This is a genomic window from Streptacidiphilus monticola (genome assembly GCF_042658505.1).
Lineage (GTDB): Bacteria > Actinomycetota > Actinomycetes > Streptomycetales > Streptomycetaceae > Streptacidiphilus > Streptacidiphilus monticola.
The window spans coordinates 64,987-79,433 of record NZ_JBHSQJ010000138.1; the positions used below are offsets into that span (position 1 = coordinate 64,987).

Sequence of the window (14,447 nt, forward strand, 5' to 3'; positions counted from 1 at the left end):
CAGTCTCGATGCCGCGCAGTCTCAAGAAGGGGCCCTTCGTCGACGACCACCTCATGAAGAAGGTGGACGCTCAGAACGAGGCCGGTACCCAGAACGTCATCAAGACCTGGTCCCGTCGCTCCATGATCGTTCCGGCGATGCTGGGGCACACCCTCGCGGTGCACGACGGCCGCAAGCACGTCCCGGTGTTCGTCACCGAGTCGATGGTCGGCCACAAGCTCGGCGAGTTCGCGCCGACCCGCACCTTCAAGGGTCACGTCAAGGAAGACCGCAAGTCCAAGCGTCGCTGACCCTGCGAAGCGAAGACCGATGACAGACACCATCAAGGGGACAACCATGGAAGCCAGGGCAGCGGCGCGGTACATCCGCGTGACGCCCATGAAGGCCCGCCGCGTGGTGGACCTTATCCGTGGCATGAACGCCACGGAGGCCCAGGCGGTCCTGCGATTCGCTCCGCAGGCCGCGTCGGTGCCGGTCGGCAAGGTGCTCGACAGTGCCATTGCCAACGCCGTGCACAACTACAACCACAACAACGTCGAGGACCTCTACATCTCCGAGGCCTACGTCGACGAGGGCCCGACCCTGAAGCGTTTCCGTCCGCGGGCCCAGGGCCGCGCGTACCGGATCCGCAAGCGGACGAGCCACATCACTGTGGTCGTTGCGTCGAAGGAAGGGACCCGGTAATGGGCCAGAAGGTTAACCCGCACGGGTTCCGCCTCGGCATCACCACGGACTTCAAGTCCCGCTGGTACGCCGACAAGCTGTACAAGGACTACGTCAAGGAAGACGTCGCGATCCGTCGCATGATGACGTCCGGCATGGAGCGCGCCGGTATCTCGAAGGTGGAGATCGAGCGCACCCGTGACCGCGTGCGGGTGGACATCCACACCGCCCGCCCGGGCATCGTCATCGGCCGCCGCGGCACCGAGGCCGACCGCATCCGCGGCGACCTCGAGAAGCTGACCGGCAAGCAGGTCCAGCTGAACATCCTCGAGGTCAAGAACCCCGAGCTGGACGCCCAGCTCGTGGCTCAGGGCGTCGCGGAGCAGCTGTCCTCCCGCGTCTCCTTCCGCCGTGCCATGCGCAAGAGCATGCAGGGCACGATGAAGTCCGGCGCCAAGGGCATCAAGATCCAGTGCTCCGGTCGTCTCGGCGGCGCCGAGATGTCCCGCAGCGAGTTCTACCGCGAGGGCCGCGTGCCCCTGCACACCCTGCGCGCCAACGTGGACTACGGCTTCTTCGAGGCCAAGACCACCTTCGGCCGCATCGGTGTGAAGGTCTGGATCTACAAGGGCGACGTCAAGAACATCGCCGAGGTCCGCGCCGAGAACGCCGCTGCCAAGGCCGGCAACCGTCCGCCGCGTGCGGGCGGCCCGGGCGAGCGCCCCCGCCGTGGGGACCGTCCGGCCGGTCGCGGCCGCCGCCCGCAGAACACCGAGGCTGCCGCCCCCGCGGCCGCCGAGGCTCCTGCGGTGGAGACCACTGGAACGGAGGCCTGACCCATGCTGATCCCTCGTAGGGTCAAGCACCGCAAGCAGCACCACCCGAAGCGCCGCGGCGCGGCCAAGGGCGGCACCGAGCTGGCGTTCGGCGAGTACGGCATCCAGGCCGTCACCCCGGCGTACGTGACGAACCGGCAGATCGAGTCCGCTCGTATCGCCATCACCCGTCACATCCGCCGTGGCGGCAAGGTCTGGATCAACATCTACCCGGACCGCCCGCTGACCAAGAAGCCGGCCGAGACCCGCATGGGTTCCGGTAAGGGTTCGCCGGAGTGGTGGATCGCGAACGTGCACCCGGGCCGGGTCATGTTCGAGCTGTCCTACCCGAACGAGAAGGTTGCTCGTGAGGCGCTCACCCGCGCTGCTCACAAGCTCCCGATGAAGTGCCGGATCGTCCGGCGCGAGGCAGGTGAGAGCTGATGGCCGCCACGAAGGCTGCTGAGCTTCGCGAGCTCGACAACGAGGGTCTCGTTGCCAAGCTGCGCGAGGCCAAGGAGGAGCTGTTCAACCTCCGCTTCCAGGCGGCGACCGGGCAGCTCGACAACCACGGGCGCCTCAAGCTCGTCAAGAAGGACATCGCGCGGATCTACACCCTGATGCGCGAGCGCGAGCTGGGCATCGAGACGGTGGAGAACGCCTGATGACTGAGAACACCAACGAGACGCGCGGTTTCCGCAAGACCCGTGAGGGTCTGGTCGTCAGCGACAAGATGGACAAGACCGTCGTCGTCGCCGTCGAGGACCGCGTCAAGCACGCGCTGTACGGCAAGGTCATCCGCCGTACCAACAAGCTGAAGGCGCACGACGAGGCCAACGCCTGCGGCATCGGCGACCGCGTTCTCCTCATGGAGACCCGGCCGCTGTCCGCGACGAAGCGGTGGCGCGTCGTCGAGATCCTCGAGAAGGCCAAGTAACGAACGCGATTGGGTGCCGTCGTATGTGCCCGGGGTTCCGCGAGGAACGCCCGGGTGAGCAGCGGCGGGCCCGGTCCCGATCGTTGACGATCAGGAGAAAGACGTGATCCAGCAGGAGTCGCGACTGCGTGTCGCCGACAACACGGGTGCCAAGGAGATCCTCTGCATCCGCGTTCTCGGTGGCTCCGGCCGGCGCTACGCGGGTATCGGCGACGTCATCGTGGCGACCGTCAAGGACGCGATCCCCGGTGGCAACGTGAAGAAGGGCGACGTGGTCAAGGCCGTCGTCGTGCGGACTGTGAAGGAGCGCCGTCGTCCGGACGGTTCCTACATCCGTTTCGACGAGAACGCCGCCGTCATCCTCAAGAACACCGACGGTGACCCCCGTGGTACCCGCATCTTCGGCCCTGTGGGCCGTGAGCTGCGCGAGAAGAAGTTCATGAAGATCATCTCGCTGGCGCCGGAGGTGCTCTAACCAATGGCAGGCATGAAGATCAAGAAGGGTGACCTGGTCCAGGTCATCACCGGCAAGGACAAGGGCAAGCAGGGCAAGGTCATCCAGGCCTTCCCGGCGGAGTCCAAGGTCCTGGTCGAGGGTGTCAACCGGGTCAAGAAGCACACGAAGGCCACGCCCACCGCTTCCGGCTCCACCGCCGGCGGCATCGTGACCGTCGAGGCCCCGATCCACGTCAGCAACGTTCAGCTGGTCGTGGAGAAGGACGGCAAGAAGGTCGTCACCCGCGTCGGCTACCGCTTCGACGAGCAGGGCAACAAGATCCGCGTTGCCAAGCGGACCGGTGAGGACATCTGATGACCGACACGACTGTTGAGAAGGTGACCCCCCGTCTCAAGGAGCGCTACCGCTCCGAGATCAAGGGTCAGCTGCAGGAGCAGTTCGGCTACGAGAACGTCATGCTGATCCCCGGCCTGGTCAAGGTCGTGGTCAACATGGGTGTGGGCGAGGCCGCCCGCGACTCGAAGCTGATCGACGGTGCGGTCCGCGACCTCACCGCCATCACGGGCCAGAAGCCCACGGTGACCCGCGCTCGCAAGAGCATCGCGCAGTTCAAGCTGCGCGAGGGCCAGCCGATCGGCGCCCACGCCACCCTGCGTGGCGACCGCATGTGGGAGTTCCTCGACCGCCTGATCTCGCTGGCGCTCCCGCGCATCCGCGACTTCCGCGGTCTGTCGCCGAAGCAGTTCGACGGCAAGGGCAACTACACCTTCGGTCTGACCGAGCAGGTGATGTTCCACGAGATCGACCAGGACAAGGTCGACCGCGTGCGCGGTATGGACATCACCGTGGTGACCACTGCCCAGACCGACGACGAGGGCCGGGCGCTGCTGCGTGCTCTCGGCTTCCCGTTCAAGGAGAACTGAGATGGCGAAGAAGGCGCTGATCGCCAAGTCGGAGCGCAAGCCGAAGTTCGGCGTCCGGGCCTACACCCGGTGCCAGCGCTGCGGCCGTCCGCACTCCGTGTACCGCAAGTTCGGCCTCTGCCGCGTGTGCCTCCGTGAGATGGCTCACCGCGGCGAGCTGCCGGGCGTGACCAAGAGCTCCTGGTAATCCTCGGATTCCAGGCAGCTCACCGGTAGACAAGGCGGAAAGCAGGGCTCCCGGCCTCCTGTAACCTATGGAGGTCGGGGCCCTGCTGCCCCCGCAATCGTCTTACTACACCGTAGGTCCCCCGCCCCTTCTGCAAACGAGGCGCGGAGAAACCGCGGTGAGAGAGGCCACAGGCCATCATGACCATGACCGACCCGATCGCAGACATGCTGACGCGTCTGCGAAACGCGAACTCGGCCTACCACGACTCCGTCGTGATGCCCCACTCCAAGATCAAGACTCACATCGCCGAGATCCTTCAGCAGGAGGGCTACATCGCCTCCTGGAAGGTCGAGGAGCCGAAGGAGGGCGAGGTCGGCAAGAAGCTGTCCGTCGTCCTGAAGTACGGCCCCAACCGTGAGCGTTCGATCGCGGGCATCAAGCGCATCTCGAAGCCGGGTCTGCGGGTCTACGCAAAGTCCACCAACCTGCCGAAGGTGCTCGGCGGCCTGGGCGTGGCGATCATCTCCACGTCGCAGGGTCTGCTCACCGGCCAGCAGGCCGCCAAGAAGGGCGTGGGCGGGGAAGTCCTCGCCTACGTCTGGTAACTCAGGGAAACGGAGGTACAGCAATGTCTCGCATTGGACGGCTGCCCATCCCGGTTCCCGCCGGCGTGGACGTCACCATCGATGGCCGGACGGTCTCGGTGAAGGGCCCCAAGGGTTCCCTCTCCCACACCGTCGCCGCGCCGATCGAGATCGCCAAGGCTGAGGACGGCACCCTTGTCGTCACCCGCCCGAACGACGAGCGGCAGTCGAAGGCCCTGCACGGTCTGACCCGCACCCTGGTGGCGAACATGATCACCGGCGTGACCGCGGGCTACCGCAAGTCGCTCGAGATCAGCGGTGTTGGTTACCGTGTCGCGGCGAAGGGCTCCGACATGGAGTTCTCGCTGGGCTACAGCCACCCGATCCTGGTCCCGGCCCCGGAGGGCATCTCCTTCGTGGTCGAGTCGCCGACCAAGTTCCACGTGGACGGCATCGACAAGCAGAAGGTCGGCGAGGTCGCCGCGAAGATCCGCAAGCTGCGCAAGCCCGACCCGTACAAGGCCAAGGGCGTGAAGTACGCGGGCGAGGTCATCCGCCGCAAGGTCGGAAAGAGTGGTAAGTAACCCATGACTGTCGGTGTGAAGATCGGCAAGGGCAACGGCTACAAGTCCGCCGCCCGCAAGCGCCGCGCCATCCGCGTCCGCAAGCGCGTTTCCGGTACTCCGGTTCGTCCGCGCCTCGTGGTCTCCCGGTCCAACCGCCACATCGTGGCGCAGGTGATCGACGACCTCGCGGGCCACACGCTGGCTTCGGCGTCCACCCTCGACGTGTCCGTCAAGGGCACCGAGGGCGACAAGACCGAGCAGGCCAAGAAGGTCGGGGCCCTGGTCGCCGAGCGCGCCAAGGCTGCCGGTATCGAGCAGGTCGTCTTCGACCGCGCGGGCAACAAGTACGCCGGCCGCATCGCGGCCCTGGCGGACGCCGCCCGCGAGGCCGGTCTGGACTTCTGACCCGCCCGCCACAGGCTGACGGACGTAAACGAGAGAGGTAAATCCAATGGCTGGACCCCAGCGCCGCGGCAGCGGCGCCGGTGGCGGCACCGGCGGTGGCGAGCGGCGTGACCGCAAGCGTGACGGTCGTGACGGTGGCGCCGCCGCCGTCGAGAAGACCGCTTACGTCGAGCGCGTCGTAGCGATCAACCGAGTCGCCAAGGTTGTCAAGGGTGGCCGTCGCTTCAGCTTCACCGCGCTGGTCGTGGTGGGCGACGGCGAGGGCACCGTGGGTGTCGGTTACGGCAAGGCCAAGGAGGTGCCGGCCGCCATCGCCAAGGGTGTGGAGGAGGCCAAGAAGCACTTCTTCAAGGTCCCCCGTATCCAGGGCACCATCCCTCACCCCGTCCAGGGTGAGAAGGCCGCGGGCGTCGTCCTGCTCAAGCCGGCTTCCCCCGGTACCGGTGTCATCGCCGGTGGCCCGGTGCGTGCCGTGCTCGAGTGCGCCGGCGTTCACGACATCCTGTCGAAGTCCCTGGGCTCCGACAACGCCATCAACATCGTGCACGCCACCGTGGCTGCTCTGAAGGGCCTTTCCCGCCCCGAGGAGATCGCCGCCCGTCGTGGCCTGCCGCTGGAGGACGTCGCTCCGGCCGCGCTGCTGCGCGCCCGGGCCGCTGGGCAGGGGGCTGCGTGATGGCTCGCCTGAAGATCACCCAGACGAAGTCCTACATCGGTAGCAAGCAGAACCACCGTGACACGCTGCGCACGCTTGGCCTCAAGCGCATGCACGACGTGGTCGTGAAGGAGGACCGCCCGGAGATCCGTGGCATGGTCCGCACCGTCCGCCACCTCGTCACGGTCGAGGAGGTGGACTGAGATGGCGGAGCAGAACCCGCTGAAGATCCACAACCTGCGGCCCGCCCCGGGCGCCAAGACCGCCAAGACCCGTGTCGGTCGTGGTGAGGCGTCCAAGGGTAAGACCGCTGGTCGTGGTACCAAGGGCACCAAGGCCCGTTACCAGGTTCCGGAGCGCTTCGAGGGCGGCCAGATGCCGCTGCACATGCGCCTCCCGAAGCTGAAGGGCTTCCGCAACCCGGCCCACAAGCAGTTCCAGGTCGTGAACCTGGACGCGCTGGCGAAGCACTTCCCGAACGGTGGCGAGGTCACCGTCGAGGGTCTGGTCGCCAAGGGCCTGGTCCGCAAGAACGAGCTCGTCAAGGTCCTGGGCCAGGGCGAGGTCTCCGTGGCGCTGCAGGTGACGGTCGACGCCGTCTCCGGCTCCGCCAAGGAGAAGATCGCCGCCGCCGGCGGCACGGTCACCGAGCTTCTCTGAAGCCCGCGCTGACACAGCGTCGATCGGCCCCGTCCCTCTTCGGAGGNCCAAGACGAGCTTCTGTTGGGACAGCAACGGCTGTTAGAGTCCGTGAAGTCCACTTGTAGGTTGGCCACCAGTCTCGGTATCGAGCCGGGACCGGCCCCCCGATCCATCCGTCCTCCCGCCGCTGCGGCCGGGAGCAGCAGGAGGCCCCGTGCTCACCGCGTTCGCCCGGGCGTTCAAGACGCCCGACCTGCGGAAGAAGCTGCTTTTCACGCTGGGCATCATCGCTCTGTTCCGCATGGGGGCGCACATCCCCGTACCCGGGGTCGACTTCGCCGCCGTCAAGCAGTGCGTGGCCAGCGGGCAGAAGAACGAGCTGCTCGGCCTGGTCAACCTGTTCAGCGGCGGTGCGCTGCTGCAGCTGACGATCTTCGCGCTGGGCATCATGCCCTACATCACGTCCAGCATCATCCTGCAGCTGCTGACGGTGGTGATCCCGCGCCTGGACGCCCTGAAGAAGGAGGGCCAGGCCGGCACCGCGAAGATCACCCAGTACACCCGGTACCTGACCATCGCGCTGGCGATCCTCCAGGGCACCGCGATCATCGCCACCGCTTCCACCGGCGCCCTCTTCGGCGGCGCCTGCTCCGGCGACGCGGTCATCCCGAACCAGAGCATCTTCACCATCGCCACCATGGTCGTGACGATGACCGCGGGCACCACGGTCATCATGTGGCTGGGTGAGCTGATCACCGACCGCGGCATCGGCAACGGCATGTCGGTCCTGATCTTCACCTCGGTGGCGGCCCAGTTCCCCTCGGCGCTGTGGGCCATCAAGCAGAGCTCGCACGGCGGCTGGCTGGTCTTCTTCCTGGTCATCGTGATGGGTCTGGCCATGGTCGGCCTGGTCGTCTTCGTCGAGCAGGCGCAGCGCCGGATCCCCGTCCAGTACGCGAAGCGCATGATCGGGCGCCGCGCCTACGGCGGCACCTCGACCTACATCCCGCTCAAGGTGAACCAGGCCGGTGTGATCCCGGTCATCTTCGCGAGCTCGCTGCTCTACATCCCCGCGCTGGTCGTCCAGCTGTCCGGACACGCGAACGACACCAAGGGCTGGGCCTTCTGGATCCAGAACAACCTGGTGAAATCGGACCACTGGCTGTACATGGTGATGTACCTGGTCCTGATCATCTTCTTCGCGTTCTTCTACGTCGCCATCTCCTTCAACCCCGAGGAAGTGGCCGACAACATGAAGAAGTATGGTGGCTTCATCCCGGGTATCCGGGCCGGCCGCCCGACGGCGGAATACCTGAACTACGTGCTGACCAGGATCACCTGGCCGGGCTCGCTGTACCTGGGCCTGATCGCCATGGTGCCGCTGGTGGCACTCGGGCTGTTCCAGGTCTCGAACAACTTCCCGTTCGGCGGTACGAGCATCCTCATCGTTGTGGGTGTCGGCCTCGAAACTGTCAAGCAGATCGAGAGCCAGCTCCAGCAGCGCAACTACGAAGGGTTCCTCCGCTGATGCGTATCGTCCTCGTCGGGCCGCCCGGGGCGGGGAAGGGTACTCAGGCCGTTCTGCTGGCCAAGACCCTGTCCATTCCGCACGTGTCCACCGGCGATCTCTTCCGCGCCAACATCAGCCAGGGCACTGAGCTCGGTCGCCTGGCCAAGAGCATCATGGACGCCGGCAAGCTGGTGCCGGACGAGGTCACCATCGCGATGGTGAAGGACCGCCTCGCCCAGCCCGACGCCGCCAAGGGCTTCCTGCTCGACGGCTTCCCGCGGAACACCGCGCAGGCCGTGGCGCTGGACGAGATCCTCACCGAGTCCGGCATCGCCCTCGATGGCGTGCTGGACCTGGAGGTCCCCGAGGACGAGGTGGTCAAGCGCATCGCCGGCCGCCGCATCTGCCGCAACGACAGCTCGCACGTGTTCCACGTCGCCTACAACGCCCCGAAGACCGAGGGCGTCTGCGACATCTGCGGCGGCGAGCTGTACCAGCGCTCGGACGACACCGAGGAGACCGTGCGCACCCGGCTCGAGGTCTACCACACCGAGACCGAGCCGATCATCGAGTACTACAAGCAGCAGGGTCTGGTGACCACGATCTCGGCCCTGGGACCGGTCAACGAGGTCACCGAGCGCGCCATCACCGCGCTCAAGCAGAGCTGACGAGCCCTCAGGGCTCCAGGACGGCCGTGACGCCCTCTGGGCGTCACGGCCGTACCTTTGTTGATGGACATCCGAAGAGGAGAGGCAGGAGCAGGGCGCGATGGTAGAGATCAAGACGCCTGAGCAGATCGTGAAGATGCGTCAGGCGGGGCTGGTCGTCGCCGAGGCGCTCAAGGCCGCGTCGGAGGCCGCGGTCCCCGGGGTCACCACCGGGGAGCTGGACGCCATCGCCAAGAAGGTGATCGAGAGCCACGGCGCCACCTCCAACTTCCTCGGCTACCACGGCTTCACGGGTGTGATCTGCGCCTCCGTCAACGACGAGGTGGTCCACGGCATCCCCGGCGAGCGGGTGCTCCAGGACGGCGACCTGCTCTCCATCGACTGCGGCGCGATCATCGACGGCTGGCACGGCGACGCCGCCGTGACCGTCTTCGTCGGCGGCGGCCACGCGCCCGAGCTGCACCAGCTGAGCGCGGTCACCGAGGGCTCGATGTGGGCCGGCATCGCCCAGGTGAGGAAGGGCAACCGGCTCTCCGACATCAGCCGCGCCATCGAGGGCTACGTGCGGCGGCAGCCGCTCCCGCCCAAGGGCAAGTACGGGATCATCGAGGACTACGGCGGCCACGGCATCGGCTCCGCCATGCACATGGACCCGCACCTGCTCAACTACGTGGACCGGCGCCGCGGCCGCGGCATGAAGCTGGTGCCCGGCTTCTGCGTGGCGATCGAGCCCATGCTCTCGCTGGGCACGCCGAAGACCCACGTGCTGGAGGACGAGTGGACGGTCGTCACCAACGACCACACCTGGGCCTCGCACTGGGAGCACTCCGTCGCCCTGACGGAGGACGGCCCGCTCGTCCTGACCGCCTTCGACGGCGGCCGGGCGAAGCTCGCCGAGCTGGGCGTCACCGCCGCGCCGGACCCGCTCGGGTAGACCGGCGGAACCCGCCTCCTGGCCCGGCGATTTCGCGATGGCTTGGGGGCTGACGTAGACTGCTGTGTCGGCTCACTCGTAGCTTGCTTCCGCACGTCCAGCTCCGGTAGGAGCAGGTGGCCCTGGCAAGGGCCATGCGTGGGTGCCGACTACGGTAGTCGATTCCGGAAGGCGAATTCCGCAGGATTATGGCCAAAAAGCAAGGCGCCATCGAAATCGAGGGCACCGTGATCGAGTCTCTGCCGAACGCGATGTTCAAGGTGGAACTGCAGAACGGTCACAAGGTCCTCGCGCACATCAGCGGCAAGATGCGCATGCACTACATCCGCATCCTCCCGGACGACCGGGTCGTCGTCGAGCTCAGCCCGTACGACCTGACCCGCGGTCGCATCGTCTACCGGTACAAGTAACCAGCAGATCCCGACCCGGAGAACCTGAAACCCCATGAAGGTCAAGCCGAGCGTCAAGAAGATCTGCGACAAGTGCAAGGTGATCCGCCGTCACGGCCGGGTCATGGTGATCTGCGAGAACCTGCGCCACAAGCAGCGCCAGGGCTGATCACTTCCCCTGTACGGGTCGTAACTCTTCGCGCGACGCGAAAAACAACATGAAACGGGATGCCCGATCCGCCGGTTGACGATGCGTCAGCTGACGGACTGCCACCCTCGGTCGGAGGCCGGGGCTCTACGGCGGGAGCCGTACGGGTAGGCATCGCGTCAGACCTCCGAAGAACCAACAGGAGCCACTCCATGGCACGCCTCGCCGGCGTTGATCTCCCCCGCGAGAAGCGGATCGAGATCGCCCTCACGTACGTGTACGGCATCGGCCGTACCCGCGCCAAGCAGGCCATCGCTGAGACCGGTGTCAACCCGGATGTCCGCGTTCGCGACATCACCGAGGACGACCTGGTCAAGCTGGCCCAGTACATCGACGCCAACTTCGAGGTCGAGGGTGACCTCCGCCGCGCCGTCCAGGCCGACATCCGCCGCAAGGTCGAGATCGGCTGCTACGAGGGCCTGCGCCACCGCCGTGGCCTGCCCGTCCGCGGCCAGCGCACCCACACCAACGCGCGTACCCGCAAGGGCCCGCGTCGCGCGATTGCCGGCAAGAAGAAGCCGGGCAAGAAGTAGTCCGCCCCCAAAACCGGACTTCCATCCGGCCCGCTGGGCTAGCGGACCGACCACCTCATCAGGAGAAATCAGCTCATGCCTCCCAAGGGCCGTCAGGCTGCCGGCGCGAAGAAGATCCGCCGCAAGGAGAAGAAGAACGTCGCTCACGGCCACGCGCACATCAAGAGCACGTTCAACAACACGATCGTTTCGATCACCGACCCGTCCGGCAACGTGATCGCCTGGGCGTCCTCGGGCCACGTCGGCTTCAAGGGCTCCCGCAAGTCGACCCCGTTCGCCGCGCAGATGGCGGCCGAGGCCGCCGCGCGCCGCGCCCAGGAGCACGGCATGCGCAAGGTCGACGTCTTCGTCAAGGGCCCGGGCTCCGGTCGTGAGACCGCGATCCGCTCCATCCAGGCCACCGGCCTGGAGGTCGGCTCCATCCAGGACGTCACCCCCACCCCCCACAACGGCTGCCGCCCGCCGAAGCGTCGCCGCGTCTGACGCTCGGCACTCCCCGGCGGGTGCGCCTGGCCGGGGGTCCGGGGGTGGTCCCCCGGGGCAGCGCAGCACGGCTGCCGCCCGCCGAAGCGTCGCCGCGTGTGACGCTTCAGCGGTGAAGCTGGTCTGAGATACGGCCTCCGGTTCGTCCGGAGGCCGTATCCTTTGTTCGTCGGCATCAAATAGTGGGTGCCGAAGATCTACTGGAGGAACAACCTCATGCTGATCGCTCAGCGTCCGTCGCTGACCGAAGAGGTCGTCGACGAGTTCCGCTCCCGGTTCGTGATCGAGCCGCTGGAGCCGGGCTTCGGCTACACCCTCGGCAACTCGCTCCGCCGCACGCTCCTCTCCTCGATCCCGGGTGCCGCTGTCACCAGCATCCGCATCGACGGTGTCCTGCACGAGTTCACCACCGTGCCGGGCGTCAAGGAGGACGTCACCGACCTGATCCTCAACATCAAGCAGCTGGTCGTCTCCTCGGAGCACGACGAGCCGGTCGTGATGTACCTGCGCAAGCAGGGCCCGGGCCTGGTCACCGCCGCCGACATCGCGCCCCCGGCGGGTGTCGAGGTGCACAACCCCGAGCTGGTCCTGGCCACCCTGAACGGCAAGGGCAAGCTGGAGATGGAGCTGACCGTCGAGCGCGGTCGCGGCTACGTCTCCGCCGTGCAGAACAAGCAGTCCGGCCAGGAGATCGGCCGCATCCCGGTCGACTCGATCTACAGCCCCGTGCTGAAGGTCACCTACAAGGTCGAGGCCACCCGTGTCGAGCAGCGCACCGACTTCGACAAGCTGATCGTCGACGTCGAGACCAAGCCCGCCATGCGTCCCCGTGACGCCATGGCCTCGGCCGGCAAGACCCTGGTGGAGCTGTTCGGCCTCGCCCGCGAGCTGAACATCGACGCCGAGGGCATCGACATGGGCCCGTCCCCGACGGACGCCGCCCTGGCCGCCGACCTGGCGCTGCCGATCGAGGAGCTGGAGCTCACGGTCCGCTCCTACAACTGCCTCAAGCGCGAGGGCATCCACACCGTGGGTGAGCTCGTCGCCCGCTCCGAGGCCGACCTGCTCGACATCCGCAACTTCGGTGCGAAGTCGATCGACGAGGTCAAGGCGAAGCTGGCCGGCATGGGCCTGGCCCTCAAGGACAGCCCGCCCGGATTCGACCCGACCGCCGCAGCGGACGCCTTCGGCGCCGACGACGACGACACGGGTTTCGCCGAGACCGAGCAGTACTGACAGAGGTTCTGCCCGAGCAGTACCCACGGGGGTTCGCCCCGTTGAGTACTGGCAAATACCAAGGGCTCAGCACGTGTACGGGACCGCTCCGGCGGTCCCGTATGCTTGTGAGCTGTATGTCTAAGTCGTGCGAGCGAGACTGCCCGTACGCCCGCCACGGTTCCTGACACGGCCGTGGTCGGATATCCAAGGAGAACACCATGCCTCGCCCCAAGAAGGGTGCCCGCCTCGGCGGCGGCCCGTCCCACGAGCGTCTGCTGCTCGCCGGTCTGGCCCGTGAGCTGTTCCAGTACGGCCGCATCACCACCACCGAGGCCAAGGCTCGCGCTCTGCGTCCGTTCGCGGAGAAGCTGATCACCAAGGCCAAGAAGGGTGACCTGCACAACCGTCGTGAGGCCCGCAAGGTCATCACCGACATCGCCGTGCTGCACACCCTCTTCACCGAGATCGGCCCGCGCTACGCGAACCGTCCCGGTGGCTACACCCGCATCACCAAGATCGGCACCCGTCGTGGCGACAACGCCCCGATGGCCGTCATCGAGCTGGTCGAGGGCCTGACGGTCCAGCAGACCGCCGTCGGCGAGGCCGAGGCTGCGACCAAGGTCGCCGCGAAGCAGGCCGAGGAGACCGAGGTCGTCGAGACCCCGGCCGCCGAGGAGTCCTCGGAGGCGTGACCTCCGTCGTTCGGGCCCGTCTTCCCTTCGGGGGAGGCGGGCCCGTTCTGTCTGCACGGGAGCACAGGAGAGGTGAGGGTGGACGACGGGTGTGAGGCCCCGGGGGGCGTCGAGCGGGAGTACGGCCCGGCCGACGGCTTCGTGCGGATCCGGCTGGATCTCGCCTACGACGGCGCCGGGTTCTCCGGATGGGCCCGGCAGAAGAGCGGCCGCCGGACGGTCCAGCAGGAGCTGGAGGACGCGATCCGGGTGGTGCTGCGGCAGCCGGAGGTCTTCCCGCTGACCGTCGCCGGGCGCACGGACGCGGGCGTGCACGCCCGCGGCCAGGTGGCCCATGTGGACCTCCCGGCGGACCTGTGGGCGAGCGACGGCGACAAGCTGCTGCGCCGATTGGCCGGGCGGCTGCCCGGGGACGTCCGGGTCTGGCGGATCACCGAGGCGCCGGACGGCTTCGACGCCCGCTTCGCCGCGGTCTGGCGGCGCTACGCCTACCGGATCTGTGATGCCCAGGGCGGCGCCGACCCGCTGAGGCGGGGTCATGTGCTCTGGCACGACCGGCCGTTGGATGTCGCGAGGATGAACGAGGCGGCGCGGCTGCTGATCGGCGAGCACGACTTCGCGGCGTACTGCAAGAAGCGCGAAGGGGCCACCACCATCCGGGAGTTGCTGGAGTTCCACTGGGAACGGGTGCCCGGTGACGCCTACTTGGGGTCGTCCGTCCCGTCGCTGGTGGTCGGGACGGTCCGGGCGGACGCGTTCTGCCACAACATGGTGCGGGCGCTGGTCGGCTCCATGCTCCTGGTCGGCGGCGGGCAGCGCCCGGTGTCCTTCCCGGGGGAGGTGCTGGCGGGCGGCGTCCGCAACTCCGCGGTCAACGTGGTCCGCCCGTACGGGCTGACGCTGGAGGAGGTCGGGTACCCGCCGGACGACCAGCTCGCGGCCCGCAACAAGGCCGCCCGGCGCCTGAGGGTGCTGGGCGGGTAGCCCCTGCGGGGG

General features: G+C 67.4%; 26 protein-coding genes. All 26 read left to right on the top strand.

Annotated features, from left to right (window positions below):
* Positions 1-8: 8 nt before the first annotated feature.
* The 26 genes from rpsS (at position 9) to truA (ending at position 14,435) form a co-directional block, all read left to right on the top strand.
* The gene (gene rpsS / locus ACFP3V_RS27325; RefSeq protein ID WP_380588876.1) at positions 9-290 is read left to right on the top strand and encodes a 30S ribosomal protein S19; all 282 of its coding nucleotides are present in this window, start codon (positions 9-11) and stop codon (positions 288-290) included.
* A 46-nt stretch (positions 291-336) separates the two neighbouring features.
* Positions 337-684 (top strand): 50S ribosomal protein L22, encoded by a 348-nt coding sequence (gene rplV / locus ACFP3V_RS27330; protein ID WP_380588998.1) that lies wholly within the window; start codon positions 337-339, stop codon positions 682-684.
* A complete protein-coding gene (rpsC, locus tag ACFP3V_RS27335) occupies positions 684-1,499 on the top strand; it encodes a 30S ribosomal protein S3 (RefSeq protein WP_380588879.1) in 816 nt (271 codons plus the stop codon). The genes rplV and rpsC overlap by 1 nt, the downstream gene beginning before the upstream one ends.
* Before the next feature lie 3 nt (positions 1,500-1,502).
* Positions 1,503-1,922 carry a 50S ribosomal protein L16 gene (rplP, locus tag ACFP3V_RS27340; protein WP_033824227.1) on the top strand — a complete coding sequence of 140 codons (420 nt, stop codon included), beginning with the start codon at positions 1,503-1,505 and terminating at the stop codon, positions 1,920-1,922.
* Positions 1,919-2,143 (top strand): 50S ribosomal protein L29, encoded by a 225-nt coding sequence (gene rpmC / locus ACFP3V_RS27345; protein WP_380589001.1) that lies wholly within the window; start codon positions 1,919-1,921, stop codon positions 2,141-2,143. Before rplP ends, rpmC begins: the two co-directional genes overlap by 4 nt.
* Positions 2,143-2,415 carry a 30S ribosomal protein S17 gene (gene rpsQ / locus ACFP3V_RS27350; protein WP_037605711.1) on the top strand — a complete coding sequence of 91 codons (273 nt, stop codon included), beginning with the start codon at positions 2,143-2,145 and terminating at the stop codon, positions 2,413-2,415. Before rpmC ends, rpsQ begins: the two co-directional genes overlap by 1 nt.
* 103 nt (positions 2,416-2,518) lie before the next feature.
* Positions 2,519-2,890 carry a 50S ribosomal protein L14 gene (gene rplN / locus ACFP3V_RS27355; RefSeq protein ID WP_037605709.1) on the top strand — a complete coding sequence of 124 codons (372 nt, stop codon included), beginning with the start codon at positions 2,519-2,521 and terminating at the stop codon, positions 2,888-2,890.
* Between the two features lie 12 nt (positions 2,891-2,902).
* Positions 2,903-3,226, top strand: a complete 324-nt coding sequence (gene rplX / locus ACFP3V_RS27360) for a 50S ribosomal protein L24 (protein ID WP_380588885.1) — start codon at positions 2,903-2,905, stop codon at positions 3,224-3,226.
* Complete coding sequence (gene rplE / locus ACFP3V_RS27365) at positions 3,226-3,795, top strand: 50S ribosomal protein L5 (protein WP_380588888.1); 570 nt, start codon at positions 3,226-3,228, stop codon at positions 3,793-3,795. Before rplX ends, rplE begins: the two co-directional genes overlap by 1 nt.
* A 1-nt stretch (position 3,796) precedes the next feature.
* Positions 3,797-3,982 (top strand): type Z 30S ribosomal protein S14, encoded by a 186-nt coding sequence (locus tag ACFP3V_RS27370; RefSeq protein ID WP_008747480.1) that lies wholly within the window; start codon positions 3,797-3,799, stop codon positions 3,980-3,982.
* A 179-nt stretch (positions 3,983-4,161) separates the two neighbouring features.
* On the top strand, positions 4,162-4,569 hold the full coding sequence (gene rpsH / locus ACFP3V_RS27375) for a 30S ribosomal protein S8 (protein WP_380588893.1): 408 nt from the start codon (positions 4,162-4,164) through the stop codon (positions 4,567-4,569).
* 23 nt (positions 4,570-4,592) lie between these two features.
* Complete coding sequence (gene rplF / locus ACFP3V_RS27380) at positions 4,593-5,132, top strand: 50S ribosomal protein L6 (protein ID WP_380588896.1); 540 nt, start codon at positions 4,593-4,595, stop codon at positions 5,130-5,132.
* A gap of 3 nt (positions 5,133-5,135) precedes the next feature.
* Positions 5,136-5,519 carry a 50S ribosomal protein L18 gene (gene rplR, locus ACFP3V_RS27385; protein WP_380588899.1) on the top strand — a complete coding sequence of 128 codons (384 nt, stop codon included), beginning with the start codon at positions 5,136-5,138 and terminating at the stop codon, positions 5,517-5,519.
* Positions 5,520-5,565: 46 nt separating this feature from the next.
* Positions 5,566-6,195 carry a 30S ribosomal protein S5 gene (gene rpsE, locus ACFP3V_RS27390; protein ID WP_380588902.1) on the top strand — a complete coding sequence of 210 codons (630 nt, stop codon included), beginning with the start codon at positions 5,566-5,568 and terminating at the stop codon, positions 6,193-6,195.
* A complete protein-coding gene (gene rpmD / locus ACFP3V_RS27395) occupies positions 6,195-6,377 on the top strand; it encodes a 50S ribosomal protein L30 (RefSeq protein WP_380588905.1) in 183 nt (60 codons plus the stop codon). The genes rpsE and rpmD overlap by 1 nt, the downstream gene beginning before the upstream one ends.
* A gap of 1 nt (position 6,378) precedes the next feature.
* Positions 6,379-6,834, top strand: coding sequence for a 50S ribosomal protein L15 (gene rplO / locus ACFP3V_RS27400; protein WP_380588908.1), 456 nt, complete (start codon positions 6,379-6,381; stop codon positions 6,832-6,834).
* Positions 6,835-7,030: 196 nt separating this feature from the next.
* Positions 7,031-8,344 (top strand): preprotein translocase subunit SecY, encoded by a 1,314-nt coding sequence (secY, locus tag ACFP3V_RS27405; RefSeq protein WP_380588911.1) that lies wholly within the window; start codon positions 7,031-7,033, stop codon positions 8,342-8,344.
* On the top strand, positions 8,344-8,994 hold the full coding sequence (locus ACFP3V_RS27410; protein WP_380588914.1) for an adenylate kinase: 651 nt from the start codon (positions 8,344-8,346) through the stop codon (positions 8,992-8,994). The genes secY and ACFP3V_RS27410 overlap by 1 nt, the downstream gene beginning before the upstream one ends.
* A gap of 100 nt (positions 8,995-9,094) precedes the next feature.
* Positions 9,095-9,928 carry a type I methionyl aminopeptidase gene (gene map, locus ACFP3V_RS27415; protein WP_380588917.1) on the top strand — a complete coding sequence of 278 codons (834 nt, stop codon included), beginning with the start codon at positions 9,095-9,097 and terminating at the stop codon, positions 9,926-9,928.
* Between the two features lie 188 nt (positions 9,929-10,116).
* Positions 10,117-10,338, top strand: a complete 222-nt coding sequence (gene infA, locus ACFP3V_RS27420; RefSeq protein ID WP_003956442.1) for a translation initiation factor IF-1 — start codon at positions 10,117-10,119, stop codon at positions 10,336-10,338.
* A gap of 34 nt (positions 10,339-10,372) precedes the next feature.
* Positions 10,373-10,486 (top strand): 50S ribosomal protein L36, encoded by a 114-nt coding sequence (gene rpmJ, locus ACFP3V_RS27425; RefSeq protein WP_009740505.1) that lies wholly within the window; start codon positions 10,373-10,375, stop codon positions 10,484-10,486.
* 191 nt (positions 10,487-10,677) lie between these two features.
* The gene (gene rpsM, locus ACFP3V_RS27430; RefSeq protein ID WP_380588920.1) at positions 10,678-11,058 is read left to right on the top strand and encodes a 30S ribosomal protein S13; all 381 of its coding nucleotides are present in this window, start codon (positions 10,678-10,680) and stop codon (positions 11,056-11,058) included.
* A gap of 75 nt (positions 11,059-11,133) precedes the next feature.
* Positions 11,134-11,541, top strand: a complete 408-nt coding sequence (gene rpsK / locus ACFP3V_RS27435) for a 30S ribosomal protein S11 (RefSeq protein WP_030251538.1) — start codon at positions 11,134-11,136, stop codon at positions 11,539-11,541.
* A gap of 216 nt (positions 11,542-11,757) precedes the next feature.
* Positions 11,758-12,777 carry a DNA-directed RNA polymerase subunit alpha gene (locus ACFP3V_RS27440; RefSeq protein ID WP_037605680.1) on the top strand — a complete coding sequence of 340 codons (1,020 nt, stop codon included), beginning with the start codon at positions 11,758-11,760 and terminating at the stop codon, positions 12,775-12,777.
* Between the two features lie 200 nt (positions 12,778-12,977).
* The gene (rplQ, locus tag ACFP3V_RS27445; protein ID WP_380588924.1) at positions 12,978-13,451 is read left to right on the top strand and encodes a 50S ribosomal protein L17; all 474 of its coding nucleotides are present in this window, start codon (positions 12,978-12,980) and stop codon (positions 13,449-13,451) included.
* Positions 13,452-13,529: 78 nt separating this feature from the next.
* On the top strand, positions 13,530-14,435 hold the full coding sequence (gene truA, locus ACFP3V_RS27450) for a tRNA pseudouridine(38-40) synthase TruA (RefSeq protein ID WP_380588927.1): 906 nt from the start codon (positions 13,530-13,532) through the stop codon (positions 14,433-14,435).
* Positions 14,436-14,447 lie beyond the last annotated feature (12 nt).

Excerpts from the sequence above, each read along its gene's own strand:
- rpsS (WP_380588876.1), top strand. The coding sequence starts at position 9 with ATGCCGCGCAGTCTCAAGAAGGGGCCCTTCGTCGACGACCACCTCATG.
- rplV (WP_380588998.1), top strand. The coding sequence starts at position 337 with ATGGAAGCCAGGGCAGCGGCGCGGTACATCCGCGTGACGCCCATGAAG.
- rpsC (WP_380588879.1), top strand. The coding sequence starts at position 684 with ATGGGCCAGAAGGTTAACCCGCACGGGTTCCGCCTCGGCATCACCACG.
- rplP (WP_033824227.1), top strand. The coding sequence starts at position 1,503 with ATGCTGATCCCTCGTAGGGTCAAGCACCGCAAGCAGCACCACCCGAAG.
- rpsQ (WP_037605711.1), top strand. The coding sequence starts at position 2,143 with ATGACTGAGAACACCAACGAGACGCGCGGTTTCCGCAAGACCCGTGAG.
- rplX (WP_380588885.1), top strand. The coding sequence starts at position 2,903 with ATGAAGATCAAGAAGGGTGACCTGGTCCAGGTCATCACCGGCAAGGAC.
- rplE (WP_380588888.1), top strand. The coding sequence starts at position 3,226 with ATGACCGACACGACTGTTGAGAAGGTGACCCCCCGTCTCAAGGAGCGC.
- ACFP3V_RS27370 (WP_008747480.1), top strand. The coding sequence starts at position 3,797 with ATGGCGAAGAAGGCGCTGATCGCCAAGTCGGAGCGCAAGCCGAAGTTC.
- rpsH (WP_380588893.1), top strand. The coding sequence starts at position 4,162 with ATGACCATGACCGACCCGATCGCAGACATGCTGACGCGTCTGCGAAAC.
- rplF (WP_380588896.1), top strand. The coding sequence starts at position 4,593 with ATGTCTCGCATTGGACGGCTGCCCATCCCGGTTCCCGCCGGCGTGGAC.
- rplR (WP_380588899.1), top strand. The coding sequence starts at position 5,136 with ATGACTGTCGGTGTGAAGATCGGCAAGGGCAACGGCTACAAGTCCGCC.
- rpsE (WP_380588902.1), top strand. The coding sequence starts at position 5,566 with ATGGCTGGACCCCAGCGCCGCGGCAGCGGCGCCGGTGGCGGCACCGGC.
- rpmD (WP_380588905.1), top strand. The coding sequence starts at position 6,195 with ATGGCTCGCCTGAAGATCACCCAGACGAAGTCCTACATCGGTAGCAAG.
- rplO (WP_380588908.1), top strand. The coding sequence starts at position 6,379 with ATGGCGGAGCAGAACCCGCTGAAGATCCACAACCTGCGGCCCGCCCCG.
- ACFP3V_RS27410 (WP_380588914.1), top strand. The coding sequence starts at position 8,344 with ATGCGTATCGTCCTCGTCGGGCCGCCCGGGGCGGGGAAGGGTACTCAG.
- map (WP_380588917.1), top strand. The coding sequence starts at position 9,095 with ATGGTAGAGATCAAGACGCCTGAGCAGATCGTGAAGATGCGTCAGGCG.
- infA (WP_003956442.1), top strand. The coding sequence starts at position 10,117 with ATGGCCAAAAAGCAAGGCGCCATCGAAATCGAGGGCACCGTGATCGAG.
- rpmJ (WP_009740505.1), top strand. The coding sequence starts at position 10,373 with ATGAAGGTCAAGCCGAGCGTCAAGAAGATCTGCGACAAGTGCAAGGTG.
- rpsM (WP_380588920.1), top strand. The coding sequence starts at position 10,678 with ATGGCACGCCTCGCCGGCGTTGATCTCCCCCGCGAGAAGCGGATCGAG.
- rpsK (WP_030251538.1), top strand. The coding sequence starts at position 11,134 with ATGCCTCCCAAGGGCCGTCAGGCTGCCGGCGCGAAGAAGATCCGCCGC.
- ACFP3V_RS27440 (WP_037605680.1), top strand. The coding sequence starts at position 11,758 with ATGCTGATCGCTCAGCGTCCGTCGCTGACCGAAGAGGTCGTCGACGAG.
- rplQ (WP_380588924.1), top strand. The coding sequence starts at position 12,978 with ATGCCTCGCCCCAAGAAGGGTGCCCGCCTCGGCGGCGGCCCGTCCCAC.